Raw genomic sequence first — 24,573 nt, forward strand, 5'->3', positions numbered from 1 at the left:
ATTTCTGAAGTTAGATAAGATTTTAATTAATAATTATTAAAAAAGCAATCCCTTTTTCGATAAAAAACACCTTTGGAAGAAAGTTTTCTTGGTATTTACTTACCTTACTCTCATCAAACATTCGTTAAATGCTATTTTTCCTTTCTTTATTTATAAGAAATAAAGCGAAAAAAATAATAAAAAAACATGGTTAAATGTAACTTACATTCATTTTCTGTCTGCTTTTTTCATTTCAGTCATCAAAATGAGAAATGTCTGATAGAAAAGTAAACATGCAGAAAACAAAGATGATTTCTTATCAAATTCAGACAAAAAAGACCTGATCGCATGCTTACTGATCAGGTCTTTTCATTTTAAGAACTTTTGTTTTGTCCTCGAAAGGATGTCCTTCAATGATTAATGGATCGCGCCGCCAATCGCTTTTAAATCTTCTTTGTCGGCATAATCAACGATAGCTTCCACTGCTGCAGTTAATCCTTTGGCGATGTCTTCGATGCTCATTGCAGGCTGTCCTGCTTTATCGACGACTTGCTGAGGAATAAATGGCACGTGAATAAAACCGCCTTTCATTTCAGGGTATTTTGTATCGATCATGTATTGTACTTGATACATGATGTGGTTGCAGACGAAGGTTCCAGCAGTATTAGAAACAGCTGCAGGTATTCCTGCTTTTTTCATATTTTCTACCATTGCTTTGATTGGCAGTTGTGTGAAGTAGGCAGGCTTTCCTTCTGTTTGGATCGCTTCATCGACGGGTTGATTGCCTTCATTATCAGGAATCCGGGCATCATCCACATTGATTGCCACTCGTTCTGGTGAGATGGCAAACCGGCCGCCCGCTTGACCGATGTTTAAGACGACATCTGGGTGGACCTCTTCAATTTTCTCTTCGACGATCGCCGCTGATTTCCCAAATACAGTGGGGATCTCTACTTTCACGATCTGTGCACCATGAATTGTATCTGGCAGTAATTTCACTGCTTCTAAGGCAGGATTGATTGCTTCTCCGCCAAATGGATCAAATCCGGTAATTAATAGTTTCATTTCCATCATCCTTCCATCTCTGTTTTACCACTAAAATGCCCAAAAGTACATTAAAGCGATGTGGATCACTAACAATAATAAAGCAATTGGAGCTTGTGCTTTAATGACACCATTAGGGTCTTTCATCTCTAACAAAGCCACTGGCAGTGCATTGAAATTGGCTGCCATCGGGGTCAGCAACGTGCCGCAAAAACCAGCGGTCATTGCTAAAGCACCAGCAACAACTGGATCGCCGCCTTGCGCCATTACGAAAGGTACGCCAATACCGGCAGTTATAACGGTAAATGCTGCAAAGCCATTTCCCATGATCATAGTAAAGATCATCATTCCTAAACAGTAAGCCACGACACCGATAAAACGATTGCCTTCTGGCACGACGCCAGAGATTCCTTGAGAAATCACATCACCAACACCAGCAGCGTTAAAAATGACACCTAGTGCTGCTAATAACTGCGGCAAGATACCGGCAGTTCCGACTTGGCGAAGCATCCGGTCGGAATCGTCTAACACTGTTTTTGGTTTAGCGGAAGTTAGCACGACTGCCAACAAGAGTGCTAAGATCGACGCGATCCCGATCCCCACTTGGCCCCCTAATGGTGTATAAGAAATCACCACAGCGATCAATGCCAAGCTGATACATGGTACGAAGATCGTACTACCGATCCGTTTTGCTGACGCTTCGGCTTTTTCATCATCAACGTCGACGATTTTACCGATCTGTACTTGTTTGAAGAAGGTCAAACAGCCCATCAAAACGATCAAAATTCCGTCCACAAGATACGGCAAAAAATTTCCGAAAGCAAAGACGACCCCTAGCAGTAACCAAAAGGCAGAGGTGCCCAATCGTGTAGGATGGTCTGCTTCACGAAAAACCCGGACAGCCGTCATGATCGACAGCAGCCCAATCAAGATATAAAAGAATTCTAGTAATCCGTTAACGATTCCTTCCATCTATTTCTCCTCCTTCTTGCCATATTTTTTTGCTAATTTGCGATCAAAGAGCAAGTTCGATAACGTGGCAATAACTAAGACGATCAATGCGATCGGCAATGATGCTTGAGCGATCGAACTAGCTGCCACATCATATCCAAGTGATTGCAACGTTCCTACGATCAACAGCACACCAGAAGCAGCCACGAAGGTATTTTGCGCAAAGAAATTCCCGAAATTTTCATTAGCGGCAGCCCGAGCTTTGATTTTTTCCTGATCTTTTTCATCCAGTTCCCCAAATTTATTTTCCCCAGCAGCTTGCGCCATCGGGTTAACGATTGGGCGGATAAATTGCGTATGTCCTTGGATCCGAATAGAGAAAAAGCCAGCAAGTTCCCGAATAAATAAGTACAAACTCAAAAACTTCCCTGGTGTCAAGCCTTTGATTTTTTCAATCAATATGACGGCCTGCTGTTTCAAGCCAAAACGTTCCGACAAGCCGACCATTGGTAATGTCAACAAGAACAGTGTAACGAGTCGATTATTGACAAACGCTTCTCCTAACATTGTTAAAAAATCAACAACAGAAATTCCCGATACAAGCGCGGTGACAAAACCAGCAACGATTACGACAGCAATAGTATCTAGCTTCAGCAAAAAGCCGACTAAAATAACTAGAATACCAATTAATTTAATCCATTCCATCAAATCATCCTTTCACAGTAAGTTATTTTTAATGAATACCAGCTTTTAGTATAATCTATTTTTTTCTTGTAAAACAATGTTTTTTGAATTTTCTTTACAGGAATACGCTTTCTTTAAGGCGTTTTTTAATTGCTTAGATAATAAAAAACCAAAAGAAGAACTGCGCTTGTGCAGTCCTTCTTTTGGTTTTTTTTGTTTAAGAAGCAGAAGCTTCTTTTTTCATTTGTTTGCTTCGCAGCTGTCCGCATGCTGCGTCGATATCTGTCCCATGTTCTTTACGAATCACACAGTTGATGCCGTTTTTCTTTAAAATGTCATAAAAAGCTAACACATCGGCTTTTTTACTTCGAGCATATTGGTCATGCTCACTCACTGGGTTATAAGGAATCAAGTTGACGTAAGACAATTTCTTTTTATCCTTCAATAATGCTGCCAACTGACGGGCATGTTCCGGTCGGTCGTTGACATGATCCAGCATGATATACTCAAACGTGATGCGACGATTGGTTTTTTCTAAATAATAATCGACCGCTGCCATCAGTTTTTCAATCGGGAAGCTCCGATTGATCCGCATCATGGAGGTTCTGACTTCATTATTTGGGGCATGCAGCGAAATCGCTAGGTTCACTTGCAAGCCGTTCTCCGCAAACTCTTTGATTTTATGCGCCAAGCCGCTGGTTGACACGGTAATATGCCGCGCACCGATCGCTAAACCTTTTGGGTCGTTAATGATCTGCAAGAAATTCATCACATTGTCATAGTTATCAAAGGGTTCGCCGATCCCCATGACGACTACGTGAGAGACCCGTTCTCCCTCGTTGCGTTCATCAAAATAGTGTTGTACTAACATGATTTGAGCCACGATCTCGCCTGCTGTTAAATCCCGCTGTTTCTTTAATAACCCACTGGCACAAAAGGTACAACCGATGTTGCAACCGACTTGGGTCGTCACACAAACCGACATGCCATACTCTTGACGCATCAAGACCGTTTCAATCATGTGATTGTCGGGCAATTGAAATAAATACTTGACGGTCCCATCACTGGCTTCTTGTACCACCATCTGCTTCAGGGGATTGATCACAAAGGCTGCCGTCAGTTTCTCAATCAAAGGTTTCGGTAAATTGGTCATTTCTTCAAAGCTGGTTACTCGTTTTTCATAGAGCCACTCCCACACTTGGTTGGCTCGAAATTTCTTTTCATTTTGTTCAGTTATCCACAAAGATAGATCTGATTTGGTAAGTCCATAAATCGATGGGTTCACTTTTTTCCCTCTTTTCAAACTAGTCGCTACATACTATAACTGAATTCTTTGTGAAAAGCAACCGTACCTTGGTTGTTTGTCAAAGCAAAACCGTTGCTCTACTGCGCTGGTTGATCATTTTTTCGATGCTCAATGTTCCCATCCATCACGCCATCTTACTTGAAATAGCTCTCACAAACATTTTAGTCATAAAAAACAAGCAGTGAATGAACCAACTCCTGTGAAATAAATGGAGCAGCTCTTTCCTGCTTGTTTGCTTTTCCTTGAAGAGATACTCTCTCATGGGCACTGCTTTCTTCACATGATCACCCTTCAAAAGAAAGGACTCGGCCTTCTTTGGCGGTCAACATCCCCCGTTGCGGTGGCTGTAGCTGTAAATAAAGCTGGAGTGACATTTCTAATATCAGTTCTTTGTCTCCTTGTTGAAAAACGCCGTAATAATGGGTCTGTTCCCGTTTCTCTTCATATGTATGACTGACAAGGTAATACCCTTGTTCCATGGTTTCGTTGCGCTTTTTGGTTTCTGAAAGAAAACGGCGAATATGTTTATAAGTAAAGAGAATCAATAAAATGACAACTACTATTAATACTACATACCCCATTGCTTGTTTTACACCTCGATCGTTGATGTAGCAAAGGTCGGCTCCACACCAATACTGATCATCAAAGCAGCATCGACTTCACACATCACTTTATCGTCTAAATGACAAACTTTTTCTTTCAACCGACTTTTGTCGATCGTGCGGATCTGTTCCATCAAAATGACGGAGTCTTTGCCAATCCCTGTGCAAGAAGCGGAAATCCCAATGTGGGTTGGTAATTTCGGCTTCGCCATTTTTGCCGTGATCGCCGCAATGATCACGGTGGGACTGAAGTGATTGCCCAAGTCATTTTGAATGATCAAGACCGGTCGTATTCCGCCTTGCTCCGATCCAACGACTGGTGAAAGATCGGCAAAATAAATATCTCCCCTTTTTACCATAGGACCACCCTAACTTTTATATTCTCGCGGAACCCTTGCTGAGAGGGTGCACGCTACTTCATAGTGAATCGTTTCTAACTGGTCTGCAACATCCTGCATCGTAATTCGTTTCCCATGATTCTCACCAATCAACGTGACCGTTGTACCGACAGCAAAGGCTCGCGGCAAACGAATCATCAGTTGATCCATACACACCCGACCGACGATTTCACAAGGTTCGCCTTCTACTAAGAGTGAGAAGCCTTGCATTTTTCGTAACCAGCCATCCGCATAACCGATAGGCACAGTGCCGATCCATTCCTGACGGGGCGTGATATATGTCTCACCATAGCCAATCCCCGCTCCTTTTTCAAGTAATTTCACTTGGATCAGTTCAGAAACAAGTGAAAGGGCTGGTTTTAAGGAAAATGGTTCCTTCAATGCATGACCTGACGGATTCAATCCATACATCGCGATCCCAAAACGGACCATATTCCCAACGGCCTCTTTGTGCCACAAGGAGGTCGCGCTATTGCCTGTATGTATATATGTCGGCAAATAAGGCAAAACAGTTAAGACTTCTTTAAACCGCTGGTGCTGTGTTTCCCAATAAGTTGTATCAGCTTGATCGGCTGTGGAGAAATGGGTAAAGATTCCTTCCCAATCAAATGTGGGATGAGTTTCCAACCAAAGAACGGCTTGAAGCACTTCTTCTGGGGTCAAAAAACCGATTCTCCCCATGCCGGTATCCACTTTGACATGTACTTTAAGCGGTGTCTTTATAGGATTCTCCTCCAAATAAGTACCGGCTTCTACCAACCAGTCCATCGAAGCGACTGGAAAAGAAAAATCGTATTCTGCAAGTAAGGGAATATCTTGCACGTTCACAACCCCTAAAATCAGCAGCGGGTCAGTGATTCCTGCTTCTCGCAATTCGATTGCCTCATCGATCGTCGCAACGCAAAAACCGGCTGCACCGCCTTCTTTGGCTGCTTGAGCAGTTTGTACCGCTCCGTGTCCGTACCCATTGGCTTTTACCACCGCAAAAAGAAACGTCTCGCTTGGTAAGTGAGCAATCTCATTTTTGATGTTTTCGGTAATCGCGGTCGTATCAATAATCGCTTTCGTTGGTCTATGGTAAGCAACCACCATTTCCAGTTCCTTCTTTCTACTAATGCTTGATCAGACAAACAAATTAAGTTGGTTTTATGTAGTCGGCTGTTCGTCCATAAAGTATCGTAGTTTTTTCACCAAGTGACGACTTCCACTCAGGTTACTCACTATCCGATACTTCTAAGATAATTTGTGCAAAGGCAGTATCATTTGTATGGGTGATACTGACAAACGTTTTTTCTAAAGGGTGCGGTGCTTTGGTAACGATCGGTGCACCGAATTCATTGGTCAAGACTTCAATATCATGAAAAGAAACTTTGCCGATCCCTGTCCCCCAAGCTTTGGAGAACGCTTCTTTGCAGGCATAGCGCCCCCCGAGGAACTCTACCTGACGTTTCAGGGGCAAACGGGCAAATAATTTTGCTTCCTTCTCTGTTAAAATACGCGTTATAAACTGAGGTTTTTTTTCAATTAATTCTTTCATTCGAGGCAGCTCGACTGCATCGATCCCGATTCCTTTAATCATTCTTCTCGCTACCTTTACTTAAGATAGGGGTTTCCAAATTGGAATTGGCCCTTGTTTAGCTAGTTACCATTCTACCAAAAAAATGGCGAATTACCATTCAAATCTGACGAGTTTATACGGAGATTAAGATTTTCAATCACTCGTATTTGTTTTTTATATAAAAAAGACCTTGCAAGTTTCCTTACAAGGTCCACAAACTCAATTAGTCTTGGTTATTTCTGATAACGAAACCGCGTTTTTTGTCGTTGCTACGGCGATTGTTTTTACGGGCACCATCTTTTGAATAGTTACCACGGGCTTTATTGCCGTTTCCGCCGCCACGGTTCCCACCGTTTTCTTTGCGGTTACGATTGCCGCCATTGCTGTTATTGCTGCGACGTCCGTTTTTATTGAATGATTTTTTTCCTTGAGGTAATGGGCGTTCTGGTGTGATTTTGACTGGTTCTAAATCAGCTGGATCTTTCGCCATTGTTTTTAGAAGCAGTGCTGCTAAATCTTGTGCAGAATAACGTTCCAAAAGATCGTCGGCTGCTTGCAAGTATTTATCCAAACCATTTTCATCCAATTTTGTTTCAACAGATTCGATTGCGGCACCTAATTGACCTTTAAAAGCTTCTTTTTCGGTTGGTGGGCGCATTGGTGTCATCCGTTTTTTCGTTAAGTTTTCAATGACATGCAAGTAGCTCATTTCGTTTGGTGTAACGAAAGTCACTGACATTCCGCCTTTTCCGGCACGACCTGTACGTCCGATCCGGTGAACATAGCTTTCAGGATCTTGAGGGATATCGTAGTTGTAAACGTGTGTAACACCAGAAATATCTAATCCGCGAGCTGCTACGTCTGTGGCAACTAAGATATCTAATTGACCACTCTTAAATGAACGTAAAACGCTCATCCGTTTTTGTTGAGAAAGGTCCCCATGAATGCCTTCAGCTTTGTAGCCACGGGCTTCTAAACCACGTGCCAATTCATCAACACGACGTTTCGTACGACCGAAAACGATCGTCAATTCTGGTGATTGCACATCCAACAAACGAGTCATGACATCGAATTTTTCGTAATCTTTTGAGCGAACATAGTATTGATCAATCAAATCAGCGGTCATTTCTTTGGCTTTGATTTGAACATGTTCAGGCTCTTTCATGAATTTCACGCCGATATTTTTGATTGCTGGCGGCATTGTTGCTGAAAATAGCAACGTTTGACGAACATCTGGCACTTGGCTGATGATTTTTTCAATATCTTCCAAGAAGCCCATGTTCAACATTTCGTCTGCTTCATCTAATACAAGCGTTTCAACCGTACCTAATTTTAAGGTGTGGCGGTTGATATGGTCTAACATACGTCCTGGCGTACCAACTACGATATGGGGACGATCTTTTAATTGACGGATTTGACGGCCGATATCGGCTCCACCGTAAACTGCTTGAACGCGAATTTTTTTGTCTTTACCAAGACGATACAATTCTTCTTGGGTTTGGATCGCTAATTCACGGGTTGGGGCAATCACTAATCCTTGTAGTTGATGGTTCGCTGGGTCGATTTTTTCTAACATTGGCAAACCAAATGCGGCGGTTTTACCAGTACCGGTCTGTGCTTGACCGATCACGTCTTTGCCTGCTAAGGCTAATGGAATCGTTGCTTCTTGGATGGGTGTTGCTTCTTCAAAGCCGGCACGCTCAACAGAAGTCAATAATTCGTTGGATAATTCTAGATCTTTAAATTTCAAATGGATCCTCCTAGGCTGGTCATCTTTTCGATGCCTGTTTTTCTATCATCGAAGCGTAGGTTAGTTCTTCAGAAACACAAGAGTAGTCCCATTTACTCTTATCTTTCTCTCGGTACCGAAAAACCGCTTCACGAAGGCATTATAAAAGGCTAAAACAAGTGTTGTTTGTCTCAGCCATCATTTTATCTCAAAACGTCAATGTTTTTTACAGTAATCATTCTGTGCTTCATCTTTCGGCGTTAGATAAGTATAACACGTTTTGAAAGTTTCAGCAAGATTTCAACTCCGCTTTACATTCCTTTTAGTGCATCAACGACTTCGCTCAAGCCCATGCCATTGCTCCCTTTGATTACCAAGCTGTCGGAAGGTTCTAAAGTTTCCTTTAAGGAGGCGATCAGTTGTAGTTTTTCATCTGTCGCAAAATAGCGCACCTTGTCAGCAAGTGGTGACTGAGCTAGTCGTTTTTGCAATGCTTGCATTTCTTTGCCATAAAGAAAAACTAGTTGGAACGAGTCATCTAAATGTGCGGCCATCTGCTCGTGCATTTGTGCAGAATCTGGTCCTAACTCAAGCATATCTGCCAATACGGCGATCCGTCTTCCTTCTAACGGCAATTTGCGGAAACTATCCAATACGAGACCCATGGCAGTCGGATTAGCATTGTAAATATCGCTCAAAATCGCTGCTCCATTACCGGCAGTCACCCATTGGGTCCGATTTTTCGTTAATTGAAAATGCGCCAAGCCCTCCTTGATGGCTTCATTTGATACACCAAAATGACGTCCTAAACCAATCGCGATCAAGGCATTTTTGACATTATAACCGCCTAATACCGGTAAGGTAAAAGTCTTACCTGCTACCGTAAAAATCGTTTGATCTTGCGATTCCTCTACGATGTCTCCTTGCAGATCTCCCTCTGTTAAGCCAAAAGTTTCAATGGGCTGCGTCAAGTTAGGAACAAAGGGGTCTAACAATGGTTCATCCGCCGGCATCATAAAGAAGCCGTCTTTTTTCAATCCTGCGGTGATCTCCATTTTGGCTTTGGCGATCCCTTCTCTGGACCCTAAGTTTTCAATGTGGGCTTCGCCAATCAACGTGATCGCCGCTGCATCAGGTTCTGCTAAGCGCGAAAGGACTTCGATCTCTCCTGCATGGTCCATTCCCATTTCTAAAATCAACACTTGCGTATCTTCTGGTGCATGCAAGATAGTCAAAGGCACGCCTAGTTCATTGTTATGGTTACCTTGAGTTTTGTAGGTCTGGTATTTTTGTGCCATAACCGCGTCTACCATATCTTTTGTGGTTGTTTTCCCATTACTTCCGGTAATAGCGATGATTTTTGGCGCAAGTTTTTCTTTGTAGGCTCGTGCTAACTGTTGGAACGCTTTGACAGTATCCTTGACGGGTATCACAAGGATGCCTTGCGGTGGTTGGATGGTGGGATGACTCCACAATGTCGCGATCGCACCATTGTCTTTGGCTTGTTGGGCAAATTCATGTCCATCCCGAGTCCCCGCCAAGGGAACAAAAAGACTGTTTTCTTTGATTAGACGGCTGTCAAACTCCACAGAGGCAAGTGGTGTCTCATTTTCAATTGGCTGACCAAATACGGCAGCGGCTTCTTTTACAGTAAAATTCATCAGTTTCGCTCCTTTTTTACAAAAAAAGAAAGCACAAGATCGCTTCAAGTATTTTCCTTGAGTTGAGCTGGCTTTCTTCCTGCTATTTATTCTGCTTCTTTTTCATTCTCTGCTTCAACTTCTGCTTCTTCCACATTCGTCAAGAAAGAACGTCTTTGGTTGAAACGATTCATCCCTAATTGGATCAATTCTTCAATCAAATCACCATACGGCAATCCGGTCTTTTCCCATAGCAATGGGTACATGCTAAATTCAGTGAACCCTGGCATCGTGTTCAGCTCATTTAAAAAGAGCTCATTTTTATTAGTCAAAAAGAAATCACAACGGCTCAATCCGCTGCCGCCTAGCATTGTATAGGCTTTTTTCGCAAACTCTTGGGCTTTGGCTTGTGTTTCTTCGGGAATTTGTGCAGGAATCTGCATCTCGATTCGGTTGTCAATGTATTTGGAATTGTAATCATAAAAGGCAACATCTTTCACGATTTCTCCCGGCATGGTGGTCCGCACGTCTTCGTTTCCAAGAACAGCGACTTCGATCTCACGGGCTTCGATTCCTTGTTCAACGATTGCTCGGGTATCGTAGCGATACGCTTCTTGCAACGCATTTTGCAGTTCTTCGCGGTTCTCGGCTTTCGAGATACCGACACTTGATCCCATGTTGGCTGGTTTGACAAACATCGGATAAAGGAGACTGCCTTCGCATTGATCGAAAATCTTTTTCGGATTTTCTTTCCACGCATTTTTCAAGACTGGTACATACGGAACTTGCGGAATTCCCGCAGCTTGCAAGATGTACTTGGTCATGATTTTGTCCATCCCACAGGCACTAGTCAAGACACCAGCACCGACATAAGGCATTCCGATGGTTTCTAAAAACCCTTGGATCGTGCCGTCTTCGCCGTTTGGTCCATGGAGCAATGGAAAGACGATCGCGTCTTCTTCATAGATGGCCCCAGGTGAAATTTCTTCCCCTTTGGTCTCTTCGTTGGTCAATGCCAAAGTATCTGGTGACGTTGGCGCCTCAGACAATAATGGGCCTTTTAACCAGCGTCCTTCTTTAGTGATCATTACTAATTGAACTTGGTAGTAATTATAATATACAGCATTAACAACTGAAAAAGCGGATAACAGTGATACCTCATGCTCTGCACTGCGTCCCCCGTATAATAAAATGATTTTCAAAAGAATTTCCTCCTGTATTCATTGATTCTACCAAACTAAGTCTTCCACATTTTAGCACAAAATCGACCAACCGGCATTAAATCTTGCAGAAATTTCTTTAAGCTTACACAGTCGTTAGTTGAATGTTTTTCATTTTGTCAGTACTATGAATATATCACGGCACGTTTAAAGAGGTGGGACCTATGACAGAACAAACTGCTCCTTCTAGAAAAGGACGATTAAAACAAATCCTTCAAGTCTTTTTGAAATACAAAGTCGTTCAAAATATCAGCAAACAGCAGCATCCCGAAATGGTGCGTCAAGCGTTTGAAGAATTAGGACCAACATTTATCAAAATCGGGCAGATGCTTTCGGTCCGCAATGACCTGCTTTCCAGCACTTTCGTTGATGCCTTCAAGCAGTTACAAGACAATGTCAAAAGTGATCCATTTCCCAAGGTCAAAGCACTGCTGGAAGCAGAACTACAGCAGCCACTAACGGAAGTTTTTTCCGCTTTTGATGAAATCCCAGTCGCCTCAGCTTCCATCGGACAAGCCCACCGAGCAAACTTGATCAGCGGCAAAGAAGTGATCGTCAAAGTGCAGCATCCGGGAATCATTGCGGCGATTCAAGTGGATCTCGATCTTTTTGAAAAGGCTCTACCGTTGGTTCGTGCAATTCCAGAAGCCAATGTGGTGGATTTAAAAAGCGTGTTAAGCGAAGTCAGACGATCCCTTGCCAATGAAACAAATTTTTTACAAGAGATGAAAAATGCGCAGGAATTCTACCGTAACAATCACCAAAACCCGCAATTGGCATTGCCAAAAGTTTATCCCGAATGGTGCACCCAAAAAGTATTAGTCATGGATTACATGGCCGGTGAAAGTTTGAACTGCTTGCTGACCCGCAGCAATCAAGATATCGTTTATGACAATCAGTCCGTGAAAGCAGTGAAAAAACAAGTGGGAACGCTATTAGTCGAAAACTTTATGAAGCAAGTCTTTGAAGATGGCTTCTTTCACGCTGATCCGCATCCTGGCAATCTTTTTTTACATGTCTTCACAGATCAAACCAACCGACCAAAACCATTCCAAGTCAAACAGCGCGTCGGTGTCCTCGGCGGTGTTGATTATTCATTGAAGTGGCAAGAAGAAGCGATTATGCCGCCTTACCAAGTGATTTTCTTAGATTTTGGGATGATGGGACACTTGGATCAGTCATTACGCAGTCGCTTAGCTGATGCATTGATTGCTTTGTATACCCAAGACACCCAAGAAGTCGGCAAAGCTGTCTTGCGTTTGTGCAACAGCAGCGGCAGTTCCTTTGATGAAGTCGCCTTCTATCAGGATCTTCAAAAATTTGTTGAAAACTACTATAATATGCCGCTAAAGGATATCGACTTGCAAAAAGTGATGGGGGAAGTCATCACGATCTGCCATGATAACCAACTGCAGATGCATCGAGACATCACCTTGCTGATTAAGGCTTTTGGCACCTTGGAAGGTGTGATCAAAGCCTTAGACCCCGAATTATCAATGATGGAAGTCACTCAGCCTTTTGCACAAAAATATTTCTTACAGCAGCTGAGTATTGAAGACGAGGTGAAAAAAAGCGCCTTGGCAACCGCAAAAAGCTTGCGGGCACTTAGCCATCTTCCTGATCGAACCTTGGCTGTCTTAGACACTTTTGCCACTGGTAAACACCGGTTAAATTTAGAGATCCGCGAACAAAAACAGCTATTGGATCGCTTTGATCAGATGGTCAATCGACTGGTGATCGGTATTATTCTAGCTGCGGTCATCCTTGGCTCTTCCTTATTGGTGGTCGCCAGCCCGCAACAAGGAGCCTTCGTCCATCAGATGGGGATCTTCGGATATACCTTGGCATTTTTCGCGATCGTAGCTTTAGTCGGCAAATACTTTTATGATCGTTTTCGTAAGAAATAAATAAGCACCTTCAATTCCCGTGTTTCATGCAGAAGCTGGGTCTTGAGGGTGCTTATTTTGCAAGGGTCTGTCGCAATTCGTTTTCAAAGATTCGTTTGAAGACTTCCCGATCCTCTTTCGTAAAGGGCTTCGGTCCTTTTGTGCGCTTGCCTGCTTTACGCATCTGCGCACCTAAGTAGCGTTGACCTAATAAAAAATCGATCGTTTCTGGCAAATACTCTGTACTGTTATGGTGAAAAACTCGTGCTTTTTTGGGCAAGACTAACGAGGCTAAGCCATAATCTTGGGTGACGAGAAAATCGCCGGGTTCTATCTCCTTCACGATTTCATAATCCGCGCGATCCGAGCCTTTGTCGACATAGACAAAGTGGACATGGGCGGGATAGTCTTTGGTCGTATAATGATCGACACTGGTCACGATCACTACCGGCAGCTGATACTGCTGAGCCAGTTCAATCACTTCATTTTTCACCGGCGAACCGTCGCCGTCAATAAAAAGCCGCATCTGCTTGCTCCTCTCAAAAGTTCCTTCTTTTACAATTACTTCTATTGTAAGAGGAGCACCTAGAAGATGCAAGCAGACTTTGCGGTATTTTCATTTCAGTCTTGCTCAATGAGGGAATAAGTATGACGATCTTTGTCTCACTAACTAGCAGTTACCATACGCAAAGCTCACCTTTCAATTTTAGAAAATGCTCGTTCCTTCAACTCATAAACGACATCGCAAGCCTTTGCTACTTCTTGTTCATGGGTCACTAAGATGATACATTTTTTTTGCTCATGGGCAATTTCTTGAAATAGTTTGACGATTTCTTTAGATGTCGTTTCATCCAAGTTTCCAGTCGGTTCATCAGCCACGATCAGTTCATGTTCACAGCACAACGCGCGAACGATAGCGACCCGTTGCTGTTGCCCACCCGATAATTGGGTCACTTTTTTCAGTGCCAGTTCTTCCGTGATACCAACTTTGGCTAAGTTGGCTAAAGCATAGGCCTTTTTATCGGCTTGCTGCGACTTCGCGATCGCCATGGCTGTGATCACATTGTCCAGTGCCGACATATAAGGCAATAGATTATACGCTTGGAACACGATGGAAACATCTTTGCGGCGGTATTCTCGCAATCCGATTTTTGCTAACGTTTCTTCATTGTAGAAAATCTTTCCTTCTTTCGGTGTATCTAGGCCCGTGATCAGTGACAGGAAAGTTGTTTTCCCCGATCCGCTGGAACCTAAGATCGCATACATCTTGCCAGGTTCAAAGGTCAAATCAACGTCACGAAACAGCGCTTCTGCTTCGCTTTGATACCAATATCCTAATTGTTCTGTTCGTAATGTCATGTCGTTCCTCCTAAGAAACCAAGATTTTTTTCGGATTCAACCGCAAAATGCCCGCGGAAGTGAGTAAGATCGAGCCAAAACTGATCCCTAGACCGAGTAATGCCAATAAACCAATTTGTTGAGGGGAAACGGTGATCTCCAAGGACTCCACTTCTGCTGATTGGGTGAAGGATGGGAAAGAACCACCACGATTTCCGCCCATTTGCGGCATCTCCCCGCCTCCAGGACCAGCGTTTTCAGTGGCTGCTTGATCAGTCGTTGTCTCTGTTTGTTGTGCCAATAATTGCTCTCCGACGGCATTACCGACAAGATTGCCGCTAGCGGCCGCGATCCCTAAAGCAAACACCATACAGACAAAAATCTCTGTGAAAAACTGTAGGATCACTTTAGCCCGTGACTCGCCTAAAGAGAGCAATACACCAATCTCATAGCGACGTTCCCGAATCGACATCATCACGATCAACGTCAAAATAATGATACCGGCAGCAGCAACTAACACAATAATATTTTTTGCAAAGCTAGCGACATTATTCAATGGTGTCAGCATCGACTGATACATTTGATCGTTGGTTTGAATGCTGTAGGTTTCTGTATCGATCAACCCTTCCGCTTCTTCCACGAATGCTGTCATCTCAGACGGATCACTCAAGGTATAGGTTGCTGAATCAATGGTGTCCTCATTGCCGCTCAACGTATTGGCAAGAGTATAAGAGGCAATGATCGTGTTGGCTGGGTTGAGAAAGTTAAACATTTGGCTCATGCTGTTGCCAACTTCACTCGTTTCATAGATTCCCTTGATCGTCACTTCTACTTCATTGTCCTCTGCATCAGTGATCGAAAACGTATCTCCGACCGCCAAATCATTCGCTTCAGCTAGTGAGGATTCGATCAGGACTTGGTTCGTACCTTCATCCTCAGAAGTAATTCCTTCTCCATCCGTGATCGTCGCTGTTCCTTCCGAAAAAGTCGTATACGCCGCACTGCTTGATACACCAGTGATTTGGAAATCACCCGTACTCATATTCCCACCAGGCATTCCTCCTGGCATACCGTCCATTTGCCCCGTCTCGCTGCTATCGGTTGCTTCTGACTCTGTCGATGAGTCACTGCTGGAGATCGGTTCGATCCCGCTGACGGCATCAGCAGAGGTGCTGACTTCAAAACTATATGAGGCAACCCCGTCTAAATCGGCGATCGCTTGGGCATCAGTAATCGCTACTGGTGTCGATTGAAAACTCCCTGGATCTGGTCGGGTGCTTTGGTCATCGCTGTCAGAAGAAGAGCTCCTTTGCTGAAAAGCCTGCTCGCGGTTTGCTTGCAACGTCACAGTTGCGCCAACACTTTTCTGGGCATTTTCAGTCGCTACTAGTGCCGCACTGCGAATCGTCAGACCCGCCAATACAAAAATCAAGATTGCAGAAAATACGGCGATCAGCAACAGGCTCCGGCCTTTTTTCGCCCATAAACTTTGGAGACCTCGTTTCAAAAAATTCATCTTTGTTCCTCCTGAATAGCTATTTATTGTCTTTCGACTATAAGGATCCTAGCTTAAATTGACCTTAAACCGTCTCCTGATTTTTTGAATCATAGAAACAGACCGCAACGACTGCCTGCGATCTGTTCGATTTATTGATAACCATTTGGTGATGATCGGTGAAACTTCAACTAACGACCAAAACCACCGCCCATCTGATTGGTTGTCGCTGTTGCACCTGATTGGGTCAAGTTAGCGATAGTATCCGTGACGGACAATGTTCCTAACTCTGTCCCATCACTGAGGGTTCCGCCAGCATAATAACCGGAGACTGCTTGTGCATCATTCGTCCCACCACTGACCAACGTATAGCTGCTATCGGTCAAATCTGGGCTGGAAAGAACCACGTGTTGGTAGCTTTTGCTTGGGGCATAGGACAAGATCGTCTGACCTTGACTGTCCTTTAAGGTCACTAGGGTCTCGGCTGATTGGGTTTGATCGAAACTGATTCCGATCGACTGTTGACTACCACCGCTAACGTTCATGGCCATATCGGTCGTGCCTGCCGCTAACAAGACGCCGCCGGTGAGTTCAAATGTTCCGTTATAGTCCAAAGCACCATTGCCACCGGTCGTTGGACCATTTACGATGACGACGCCATCACTCATGGTGACATTGCCATTACTATCCAGGCCATCCCCTTCGGCATCAATGACCAACGTTCCACCAGTGATCGTGATCTGTTTACTGTCATCCGCGGTATCGCCGCCGCCAGGGCCGCCACCAAAACTGTCTTGACCAAATTGTCCCGTTGTTTCATCCGTATCACTGCCGCCACCGGCATTGATCCCGTCGTCGCTAGCCACGACGTGTGTCGTGCCACCAGCAATCGTGATTACACTTGCTTCTAATCCTTCATAGGATTCTTCGATAGAAATCGTTCCGTCGGAGATCGTCAATTCATTGTCGGCGTGGATCCCATCATCGCCACTGCTGGCAGTGATCGTGCCACCTGCAATGTTGATCGTATCATTGGCATGCAGGCTATCATCCGCACTATCGATCGCAAAGGTGCCGCTGCTGATGGTCATCGCACCGCCAGCTTTCAATCCTTTGTAACTTTCATCCGTCACTAGCGACTGACTTTGGGCTCCGTCAGCCGTTTTGATCGTGATATCAGCTGATTGGATGCTTAAATTTGTTTCTGCTTGGATCCCGTCACGACCACTTTGGATCGTAAAGGTACCACCATCGATCGCAACGTAGCCTTTTTCCGCATCTTCCGTATTATTCGCTTGGATACCATCTCCTTCAGTGGTGTTCAGTGTGTAGTTCCCCGCCAAGATCGATACGGAATCTTTTCCTTTGATGGCGTTGTTTTTCGCTGTGATTTCAATCGTACCACCTGCTAAAACCAAATCATCTTTGCTGCGCAATCCGTTGCTGTAATTTCCTGTGATCACCAACGTCCCATCGCCGTTGATGGACAAATCTTCTTTACTATAAAAGGCAGCATCTGGTTCTGTCTCGCCTTCAGCCAAGGTGTAGCTGCTGCCATCCGTCAGAGTATTCGTCGTATCACTGGCTAAGGTCGTGATGACTTTTTCTGCTTGTTCGATGACGACGGCCGCCCCGTCTTCATTGGTGATCGTGACACCAGCAAAGATCAGATGGACTTTTTCTTCTTTGTTGACGTTGACAACCAGTTGGCCATTACTTAACGACCCGCTGACGACATAGGTGCCGGCTTGGGTGATCGTCACGGTTTGGTCTTCCACTGAAACGCCATCAACAGCCGTCGTGTCGCTGCCATTCAATTCAAGTTGCGTAGCAGTTGCCTCATCGTAGGAAGCATCGACATCTTCTTCTTCGTAACTACCGTAATAGTCCACAGAATCATCAAGGGTCGTTGAAACGTTGGTCACTGCGGCAGAACCGGAAACTGCTGCTGCGGAACTGGAACTGCTGCTCGTGCTAGTACTATCGGTTTGCCCGCAAGCGCCTAAGAGCAGCGATGAGAGCAAGAGTGGATAAATGAGTTTTTTCATAAAAGGTTCCTCCTTCTACAGCTCATCGCGGTTAGCGGTGAGCTTGCCTAAAACAACAGGTAAATTGCCATTACGAACCCGAACTTCATCAATGATTTGCTTTTCTTGCGCTTGGTCTTTTAACAGCAACTGATAGCGCAATTCATACAAGCTTCCCATCGTCGTCGTTCGAACCGATGTCAGTTTGGCAGAATGCGTATATTTTTCAAAGAGATCATCGAATAATTGTGGATAATCCAAATCTTCCGGAATCGTGACCTTCAGTTCCCGTTCACTCGTGGCTTGTCGATCGCCAAAGGGCATCGTATATAAAAGGGTCAAGAAAAGCGCCACGATAATGGAAAAAATGACAACATAGCCGACATACCCCATCCCAGTTGCCAGACCGATCCCCATCGACCAAAAGACGCTGGTGATCTCTCTAGAACCCCCGGGAACCGAGCGGAAACGAATCAAACTGAAGGCACCTAAGATCGCCACCCCTGTGCCAAGATTGCCGTTGACTAGCATGATCACCGATTGAACGAGAATCGGTAAGACTGCCAAGGTAATGACGAAGTTTTTCGTATAGACATTGCGGATCATATGGATCGCTGCCACTAATAATCCTAAAAGCAATGAGGCGGCGATACAGATCAATAAGCTACTCCATTCAAGGGTGCTCGTATCGCCAGAAAATAGACTAGATAACATGTAACCGTTCCTCCTTCTTGAATAAATGCCGTTGATAGGTTTGGGCATATTTTGAAAAGCTGCCTTTGCGCACACTGTATTTGTTCAGCAGTTCCACAAACCATATTGGATAAGAGCCGAGGGCTTTGACTTCCATCAACACTCCGACTTCCGGTGCTACTAGTGCACCGTCACTACCGGAACCTAACATGAGATCGCAGGTGCGAAAGCGAATGTTTTGATCGAACGTCACGCGAAATTCACTATCATCATCAACAAACAGCGACAGGCGATCATAGGCAATCAAAACTTTCGGCAGCAGGTCCGGGTTTTTCTTAAATAACCAGTGGATCTCCGCGGCGATTTGCGGGGCTTCCTTCATTGACGGCAAGACCCCCGTTTGCATCCAGCGGCAATAGTCAGCATAGGGCATCGGAACGCGGCGTTTGTAGACCACGCCACTGACTTTCTTCTTGATCTCTAAAAAAATCAACTGTTGCTCTGTCGGTACCCCATAGCTGCGGACCCGAAATTTTTCTTTGTATTTCGGTTTGTCCATCGAATGACGAATAAAGCGGTAATCCCGGGTATCGTAATACAAGGACATAATCGTGTGTTGCCCATATTCATCGATCGTCATTTTTTGCTGCAACTCGCCAAGAAATGCTGGAAATTGCTCCTTAGTTAATAGATATTTCGTCTCTTTTCTTTGAAAGACTTTTTTTAATTTCATAAAATGTTCCTCCCTTGAAATCCATGCACTGAATTTACGGCAGCTATCTTAAATGCAGCTTAAGACAAAACAGTTTTTTTAAGCATTTTTTATGCTATTCGTGCTATTCTTATCCTTAAAGAGGTGGGAACATGATTAAATTATTAGTAATCGAAGATGACAAAACATTATCTGAAAATATGAAAGAGATCGTCAGCGAAATCGGTGAAGTCACGCAAGCATATGATGGCAGTGAAGGCTTGTACGAGGCGGAAACGGGGATCTATGACTTGATTATTCTTGACTTGATGATGCCTGAGATGAACGGCTATGAGGTGCTTTCAGCATTACGAAAAAAAGGACTCCAAACACCCGTCCTGATTTTAACAGCCAAAGACGGCTTAGAAGACAAAGTAACCGGCTTTCAAAAAGGGGCTGATGATTATTTGACCAAGCCTTTTTATCGGGAAGAATTATTGATGCGGATCAAAGCGTTGCTAAAACGCTCCTTAGGTTTGTTCAATGAAAATACACTGGAATATAATGGGTTGCTCTGTAACCTTGGCACCAACGAGGTCAGCTATCAAGGGGAGCTTTTACCGATTCAAGGGAAAGAATTTGAGCTACTGCTCTATTTTCTACAAAATAGAAACATTATTTTGACCAAGGAACAGATTTTTGATCGCATCTGGGGGTTCGATTCAGAAACGACCCTGACTGTCGTAGAAGTCTACATGAGCAATCTGCGAAAACACTTGCGCCAGACAGGAATCGACAAAGAGATCCGTACGTTGCGAAATGTCGGCTATATTATGCAAGGAGCCTAGTCTATGAATAAAGAACGCTCTAAGAGACAGCGACTGCACTCATTTCTCCTAAATGTCAGTGCCTTTGCTTTGGTCTTCTTACTTTTAGGAACGATCGTGCTCCAATTATTCAACCAATCGGCTTATCGTCAAACCGATATTTCTTTAGAACAAGCAGTCCAAGATCTCCGCTTGATTCAAGCAGAGATCAGCGCTTCGCAATCCAATCTAGAGGTATTGCCACCAGATAGTGCAATGCCAAAGATCCCTGGTACCAATCGCTTCAACACCCAGTTGATCCTTTGGTCTGAGGACGGCGAGATTTTAAACAAACAGACTTTAGGCGGCCGTTTTTCGCAATTGGCAAGTCTATCTTTAGATACGAGCCATTTAGACAGTATCACGTCTGTTTCAGTGGTGGACCAGTCCTTGACAGAGGAAGAAGAGACGCTTTTGTTTCGCTCAATCACCACCAAAGCCCCAACCAATGACGCCGGGGTCGGCTATATCCAAGTCTTAGCGAACACCAATCAAATCAAAAATGCCATGAACAATTTCCAAACCATCTTGATTTTATCGATGATTTTTTTCTGGATTCTCTCGATCGGGATCAGCTACTTGCTTTCCAGCTTGAACATGCGCCCGATTTTAGCCTCGTGGAAGAAACAACAAGAATTTGTCGAAAATGCTTCTCACGAGCTGCGCACACCATTGACGATCATTCAAAATAGTCTGGAGCGCCTGTTTACCAAGCCCAATCATACGATCATTGAAGAATCTGAAAGCATCGCCCAAGCGTTAGCGGAAACCCGACGGCTAACTGGATTAACGGCAGATCTACTAACGATTGCCCGCAGCGATTCCAATCAACTGCTGTTAACGAAAGAAACCGTCGAATTAGTTCCGTTTATCGATGACTTAGTCAAACCTTTCAAAGAAATTGCCGAACTGGATCAAAAACATTTTATTGTCGAAAATTTTGCCAAAACGACCGCTTGCTTTGATCAAAAGAAAATTCATCAAGTCCTCGTGATTCTCCTAGATAATGCCTTAAAATATACCAGCAGTGGTGATAAAATTACGCTCTTATCGGAGATTTCTAACAAGCAATGGCTGATCGAGGTCAAAAATACTGGACCAACTATTTCCGATGAAGAGAAAGCTCGCATCTTTGACCGCTTCTACCGTGAGGATCGTTCTCGCTCCAAGGAGACCGGCGGCTATGGTTTAGGCTTAGCGATCGCCAAGCAAATCGTCGAAGAGCACAAAGGACAAATCCAGGTCAAAGATTTGCAGCCACGAGGGGTTATTTTTCAGATTCGCTTACCTAAAGAAGGATAAAGGAGAAAAACAAATGCAGGTCATCACCCTTAAAGAACACCCTGACTACTTAGCAGAAGCGATTCGTTACTTCCAAAAGCAGTGGGCTGGTCCCGATTCCCTCATGGTTTATGAGGATAGCCTGACCCATAGTTTTTCAACAAGCAGTTTGCCGCAATGGCTGCTGCTGGTCAACGAAGAAATCGCAGCAGACGGACGTTATCAAATCATCGGCTGTGGCGGCTTGATCCCCAACGACTTCATCAGTCGGATGGATTTGACCCCTTGGCTTTGCGCCTTGTATGTGGACCCTTTGTGGCGTGGCCAAGGTGGTGCCCGCCTTTTGATCGAAACAGCCAAACAACGCGCTGCTGTAGCTGGCTTTGATTCTTTGTATCTATGTACGGATCTTTCTACTTTTTATGAGCAGTTTGCTTTTGAACCGATTGGCACTGGTTACCATCCTTGGGGAGAGCCTTCCACCATCTATCGCTGTTCTCTCACGTAAATAAACAAAAAAAGCTGTGAACAAAATTGTTCACAGCTTTTTTCACTCACAGTACTATTGCTAGTAGAATACCCTATCTCCACAAAAGGAATATTCCGACACCCTACAAATCCGGTAGGTTGCTTACGCGGTGTGCCTCTGCTATCAATCTGGTCAGCTAATGCTAGACCTTCTCGACTCGTCGCATGAGGATTACTTTACCATAAAATTAGTCGGAATACTACTGTTTTTTTTATAAAATCAAAAACTGCGGATAAACATCTTTCAAGAAAGAGCACTTATCAGCAGTTTTACATGAACCAGTTGTTTCTTCTCAAAAGAAACGTTCAAATCGATGGATTCAAGAAACCTTAGGATAAAAAGGTTGCCACTTTGGTCGTAATCAAATCAATGGCTACGTGGTTTTCGCCGCCTTCTGGTACGATGACATCAGCATACCGTTTTGTCGGTTCGATAAATTGATGATACATCGGTTTTACGACCGTCAAGTATTGTTCGATCACAGAATCCAACGTCCGGCCACGTTCTTCCATATCACGTTTGATTCGGCGAATAATCCGAATATCATCGTCTGTATCAACATAAAGTTTAATATCCATTAAATTACGTAATCGCTCATCTTCTAAAATCAAGATCCCTTCCAAGATAATGACTTCTTTGGGTTCTTGAATGATCGTTGCTTCGCTGCGAGTATGAGCGACATAATCATAGACAGGTTTTTCGATCGTTTGATATGCAAGCAGCTGCTGCAAGTGATCGATCAACAAATCAGTATCAAATGCAAAAGGATGGTCATAGTTGGTGTTCAACCGTTCTTCAAAGCTCAGATCACTTTGGTCTTTATAGTAGGAGTCTTGTTCAAGCATCATAATAGAATGGTTGGGGAAATGATTAAAGATCGCCCGACTCACGCTTGTTTTTCCACTACCTGATCCACCTGTCACACCAATAATAATGGGCTTGCCATTCGTCATTCAATTAACCTCTTTCATCTTAAAAAATTCACACTGGTTCTATTATAGCGAAAATTCGGCAAATTACTACTGTTTCTGTAGAATCAGTGCTGCAATAAAGGAAGTAATTGCTGCAAACGTTCGATCTCAACGGTAGGCTGAATCTCACCACTGTTTTTTTTCTTTGGATTAAACCAAATCGTGTCGATCCCTGCCAATTGTCCGCCTAAGATATCTGAAGTCAGTGAATCGCCAATAATGACTGTTTCTTGTTTTTTAACGTTTGGTATGCGGGCAAACACGTAGTCAAAATATTCTTTCATTGGTTTTTGATAACCCGTGTCTTCTGAAACAAAAATATCACGGAAATAGGGCTTCAATTTGGCATCTTCCAAGCGACGGTACTGGGTTTCAGAAACCCCGTTCGTAACCACGTATAGGTCAAAATGCTGCGCCAACTCCGCTAAGATCTCATCACTGTTGTCTAACAGTTTATGTCCTTCATTTAGAAATTCTCGGTACGCCAATTCAACTGCTGGACTATCGACCTGAATGCCTTGCGTTTCAAAAAACAAGCCGAAACGCTCATTGATAACTTGGTCTCTCGTGATTTTCCCTTGCTCAAACTGCTGCCACAAATCATGATTGATCGTTTGATAGCTTTGTTTGCGCTCTGGAGTCATTTCCAAGCCATGAGCTTCAAACAGTGCTTTTAAGGCTTGATCTTCGGTATCTTGAAAGTCGAGGATCGTGTCATCGACATCAAATAATAATGTTTTATACTTCATTTTCTCCCTCTTTCTCAGCGGAAATGCGCCGCCAGTCCTTTTAATTCTTCTTGCGTCAGCGAGCGATAACTGCCCACTGCTAAATCATCTGGTAGAACCAGCGAACCCATCGCTGTTCGTTTCAGCTGAATGACTTTTTTCCCTCGGGCTAAAAACATCTTTTTCACTTGATGGAACTTGCCTTCAGCAATTTCTAACGAAACAAAGGAATGATCCGCTCGGGCATCGATGATCGTTAGGGCAGCTGGTTTGCAAGTGACACCATCATGAAAGGTGATCCCTGCAGCAAATGCCGCCACATCCTCAGGAGTCACCAAGTCATTGACCACCACTTCATATCGCTTGGTCACCTTTTTGGTGGGATGCAGCAAGTCATAGCCTAACTGACCATTCGTCGTAACTAATACCAACCCTTCCGTGTCCCGATCCAATCGACCGACGGCATAAAGATCAGGATGTTGATCTTCGGGTGCAATCAAAGCGATCACTGTCTGGTGCTGTTGATCCAGATTGGCTGTAACGACACCCTTGGGCTTGTTGACGATATAATAGCGTTCCTGTGTTTCCAACTGCCGCCCCGCAACCATGATTTGATGCAAGCTGCTATCGACGTTGCGCTCGGGCCTTCGCTCAATCCTATGATCCACAAAGACTTTTCCTTGCTGAAACAACCGTTTCATCTCTTTCCGGGATGTATTCAATTGTTGCTCGATCACTTTATCTAAACGCATAAATTTTTCTCCATAGTGGCTATTATAGCTTAGGATCTAGCGAAAGGAAACTGCCAGGATTTCAAATGATTTGACTTTCTTTGTCTTTTTGCGTAAGGTTAAAGAGTAAAGTAAATATAGTTTCTCATACACAGCGTTATGACCTGGTGGAGAAAAGTTGAACCAAAACTTTCTGGGGCAGTTGTGTACACAACTGCCCTTTTGC

24 protein-coding genes are annotated in these 24,573 nt (G+C 44.0%); 4 read left to right on the top strand and 20 right to left on the bottom strand.

Annotated elements, in window-relative coordinates:
• Window positions 1–396: 396 nt before the first annotated feature.
• The 11 genes from pcp to IGJ17_RS14460 all read right to left on the bottom strand — a co-directional run bounded on the left by pcp (window position 397) and on the right by IGJ17_RS14460 (window position 11,093).
• Window positions 397–1,044 (bottom strand): pyroglutamyl-peptidase I, encoded by a 648-nt coding sequence (gene pcp / locus IGJ17_RS14410; RefSeq protein ID WP_034872152.1) that lies wholly within the window; start codon window positions 1,042–1,044, stop codon window positions 397–399.
• Window positions 1,045–1,074: 30 nt separating this feature from the next.
• Entirely contained in the window at window positions 1,075–1,995 is a 921-nt protein-coding gene (locus IGJ17_RS14415; RefSeq protein WP_005233677.1) for a DUF979 domain-containing protein, read from the bottom strand.
• Complete coding sequence (locus tag IGJ17_RS14420) at window positions 1,996–2,679, bottom strand: DUF969 domain-containing protein (protein ID WP_005233676.1); 684 nt, start codon at window positions 2,677–2,679, stop codon at window positions 1,996–1,998.
• 196 nt (window positions 2,680–2,875) lie between these two features.
• Window positions 2,876–3,943: a 23S rRNA (adenine(2503)-C(2))-methyltransferase RlmN gene (gene rlmN / locus IGJ17_RS14425; protein ID WP_429961564.1), complete on the bottom strand. Its 1,068-nt coding sequence runs from the start codon at window positions 3,941–3,943 to the stop codon at window positions 2,876–2,878.
• A gap of 305 nt (window positions 3,944–4,248) precedes the next feature.
• Entirely contained in the window at window positions 4,249–4,545 is a 297-nt protein-coding gene (locus IGJ17_RS14430) for a hypothetical protein (RefSeq protein WP_016612926.1), read from the bottom strand.
• 8 nt (window positions 4,546–4,553) lie between these two features.
• The gene (locus IGJ17_RS14435) at window positions 4,554–4,925 is read right to left on the bottom strand and encodes a type II toxin-antitoxin system PemK/MazF family toxin (RefSeq protein WP_005227961.1); all 372 of its coding nucleotides are present in this window, start codon (window positions 4,923–4,925) and stop codon (window positions 4,554–4,556) included.
• Between the two features lie 9 nt (window positions 4,926–4,934).
• Window positions 4,935–6,056, bottom strand: coding sequence for an alanine racemase (alr, locus tag IGJ17_RS14440; RefSeq protein ID WP_061053329.1), 1,122 nt, complete (start codon window positions 6,054–6,056; stop codon window positions 4,935–4,937).
• A 121-nt stretch (window positions 6,057–6,177) separates the two neighbouring features.
• Window positions 6,178–6,543, bottom strand: coding sequence for a holo-ACP synthase (gene acpS, locus IGJ17_RS14445; RefSeq protein ID WP_005233665.1), 366 nt, complete (start codon window positions 6,541–6,543; stop codon window positions 6,178–6,180).
• A gap of 202 nt (window positions 6,544–6,745) precedes the next feature.
• A complete protein-coding gene (cshA, locus tag IGJ17_RS14450) occupies window positions 6,746–8,272 on the bottom strand; it encodes a degradosome RNA helicase CshA (protein ID WP_010749100.1) in 1,527 nt (508 codons plus the stop codon).
• Window positions 8,273–8,562: 290 nt separating this feature from the next.
• Window positions 8,563–9,912: a UDP-N-acetylmuramoyl-tripeptide--D-alanyl-D-alanine ligase gene (locus IGJ17_RS14455; RefSeq protein WP_429947802.1), complete on the bottom strand. Its 1,350-nt coding sequence runs from the start codon at window positions 9,910–9,912 to the stop codon at window positions 8,563–8,565.
• Between the two features lie 86 nt (window positions 9,913–9,998).
• Window positions 9,999–11,093 carry a D-alanine--D-alanine ligase gene (locus tag IGJ17_RS14460; RefSeq protein ID WP_005233659.1) on the bottom strand — a complete coding sequence of 365 codons (1,095 nt, stop codon included), beginning with the start codon at window positions 11,091–11,093 and terminating at the stop codon, window positions 9,999–10,001.
• Window positions 11,094–11,275: 182 nt separating this feature from the next.
• Between IGJ17_RS14460 and IGJ17_RS14465 the strand changes: the two genes are divergently transcribed.
• Window positions 11,276–13,018 (top strand): ABC1 kinase family protein, encoded by a 1,743-nt coding sequence (locus IGJ17_RS14465; RefSeq protein WP_016612930.1) that lies wholly within the window; start codon window positions 11,276–11,278, stop codon window positions 13,016–13,018.
• A gap of 52 nt (window positions 13,019–13,070) precedes the next feature.
• Here the strand turns inward: IGJ17_RS14465 and IGJ17_RS14470 are convergent, their stop codons facing one another.
• The 6 genes from IGJ17_RS14470 to IGJ17_RS14495 form a co-directional block, all read right to left on the bottom strand.
• The gene (locus IGJ17_RS14470; RefSeq protein WP_008379406.1) at window positions 13,071–13,523 is read right to left on the bottom strand and encodes a YaiI/YqxD family protein; all 453 of its coding nucleotides are present in this window, start codon (window positions 13,521–13,523) and stop codon (window positions 13,071–13,073) included.
• Window positions 13,524–13,690: 167 nt separating this feature from the next.
• Window positions 13,691–14,356, bottom strand: a complete 666-nt coding sequence (locus tag IGJ17_RS14475) for an ABC transporter ATP-binding protein (protein WP_005233653.1) — start codon at window positions 14,354–14,356, stop codon at window positions 13,691–13,693.
• Window positions 14,357–14,366: 10 nt separating this feature from the next.
• Complete coding sequence (locus tag IGJ17_RS14480) at window positions 14,367–15,851, bottom strand: ABC transporter permease (protein ID WP_429961565.1); 1,485 nt, start codon at window positions 15,849–15,851, stop codon at window positions 14,367–14,369.
• A gap of 170 nt (window positions 15,852–16,021) precedes the next feature.
• Entirely contained in the window at window positions 16,022–17,878 is a 1,857-nt protein-coding gene (locus tag IGJ17_RS14485) for a carbohydrate-binding domain-containing protein (protein ID WP_429961566.1), read from the bottom strand.
• Window positions 17,879–17,893: 15 nt separating this feature from the next.
• Window positions 17,894–18,571 (bottom strand): DUF4956 domain-containing protein, encoded by a 678-nt coding sequence (locus IGJ17_RS14490; protein WP_005233649.1) that lies wholly within the window; start codon window positions 18,569–18,571, stop codon window positions 17,894–17,896.
• A complete protein-coding gene (locus IGJ17_RS14495; protein WP_429961567.1) occupies window positions 18,561–19,283 on the bottom strand; it encodes a polyphosphate polymerase domain-containing protein in 723 nt (240 codons plus the stop codon). Before IGJ17_RS14495 ends, IGJ17_RS14490 begins: the two co-directional genes overlap by 11 nt.
• A 131-nt stretch (window positions 19,284–19,414) precedes the next feature.
• On the opposite strand from IGJ17_RS14495, the gene IGJ17_RS14500 reads away from it, so the two are divergent.
• The 3 genes from IGJ17_RS14500 to IGJ17_RS14510 are packed head-to-tail and all read left to right on the top strand — an operon-like array spanning window position 19,415 to window position 21,896.
• On the top strand, window positions 19,415–20,089 hold the full coding sequence (locus IGJ17_RS14500) for a response regulator transcription factor (protein WP_005233644.1): 675 nt from the start codon (window positions 19,415–19,417) through the stop codon (window positions 20,087–20,089).
• Window positions 20,090–20,092: 3 nt separating this feature from the next.
• Window positions 20,093–21,409, top strand: coding sequence for a sensor histidine kinase (locus IGJ17_RS14505; RefSeq protein ID WP_429961568.1), 1,317 nt, complete (start codon window positions 20,093–20,095; stop codon window positions 21,407–21,409).
• A gap of 13 nt (window positions 21,410–21,422) precedes the next feature.
• Window positions 21,423–21,896, top strand: coding sequence for a GNAT family N-acetyltransferase (locus IGJ17_RS14510; protein WP_061053337.1), 474 nt, complete (start codon window positions 21,423–21,425; stop codon window positions 21,894–21,896).
• A gap of 350 nt (window positions 21,897–22,246) precedes the next feature.
• Here IGJ17_RS14510 and udk read toward each other — a convergent pair whose 3' ends face one another.
• The 3 genes from udk to IGJ17_RS14525 form a co-directional block, all read right to left on the bottom strand.
• Window positions 22,247–22,870, bottom strand: coding sequence for a uridine kinase (gene udk / locus IGJ17_RS14515; RefSeq protein WP_005227927.1), 624 nt, complete (start codon window positions 22,868–22,870; stop codon window positions 22,247–22,249).
• 83 nt (window positions 22,871–22,953) lie between these two features.
• Entirely contained in the window at window positions 22,954–23,637 is a 684-nt protein-coding gene (locus IGJ17_RS14520) for a YjjG family noncanonical pyrimidine nucleotidase (RefSeq protein WP_008379392.1), read from the bottom strand.
• 14 nt (window positions 23,638–23,651) lie between these two features.
• Window positions 23,652–24,368 (bottom strand): pseudouridine synthase, encoded by a 717-nt coding sequence (locus IGJ17_RS14525; protein ID WP_429961569.1) that lies wholly within the window; start codon window positions 24,366–24,368, stop codon window positions 23,652–23,654.
• Window positions 24,369–24,573 lie beyond the last annotated feature (205 nt).

The sequence above is a fragment of the Enterococcus sp. DIV1096b genome, from assembly GCF_050498765.1.
In the GTDB taxonomy this organism is placed as follows: Bacteria; Bacillota; Bacilli; order Lactobacillales; family Enterococcaceae; genus Enterococcus_D; species Enterococcus_D entomosocium.